Raw genomic sequence first — 624 nt, forward strand, 5'->3', positions numbered from 1 at the left:
AGCACGTCTTCGAACGACGGGTCGCCGGACAGGTCGGCGCGAAGGACGAGGGTGTTGACGAAGAACCCGGCCAGGTCCTCCAGAGCCGCGTCCCCGCGACCGGCGATCGCAGTGCCGATCGGGATGTCGGTGCCCGCGCCGACCTTCGCCAGCAGGACCGCGAGCGCCGCGTGGGCCACCATGAACATCGTGGCCCCGCCCCGCTGGGCGACCTCCACCAACCTTGCGTGGGTTCGTGCGTCCACCTCCAACCGCACATCACCACTGCGGAACGACGAGGTGGCCGGACGCGGCCGATCGGCCGGAAGCGCCAACTCCTCCGGCGCGCCCTCCAGGGCCTGACGCCAGTAACCGAGCTGATCGCTGATCAGGCTGGCCGGATCGTCCAGGTCACCCAGGACCTCCCGCTGCCACAACGCGTAGTCCGCGTACTGCACCGGCAACGGCTGCCAGCCGGGCACCTGACCCTGACACCGCGCCGCATACGCCCTGGCCAGATCCCGGCCCAGAACACCCATCGACCACCCGTCAGAGGCGATGTGATGCACCACCACCAGCAGCACATGCTCCGACGGCGACACCGACACCACACAGACCCGCCACGGCAGATCGACCCGCACATCG

The 624-nt window shown here is 69.6% G+C and carries 1 protein-coding gene; it reads right to left on the minus strand.

Going from position 1 to position 624, the window contains the following annotated elements:
* Positions 1-624 (minus strand): condensation domain-containing protein (locus Mam01_RS36155; RefSeq protein WP_239101892.1); only part of this gene is annotated, 624 nt, incomplete at both ends.

The sequence above is a fragment of the Microbispora amethystogenes genome, assembly GCF_016863015.1.
GTDB classification, from domain to species: Bacteria; Actinomycetota; Actinomycetes; order Streptosporangiales; family Streptosporangiaceae; genus Microbispora; species Microbispora amethystogenes.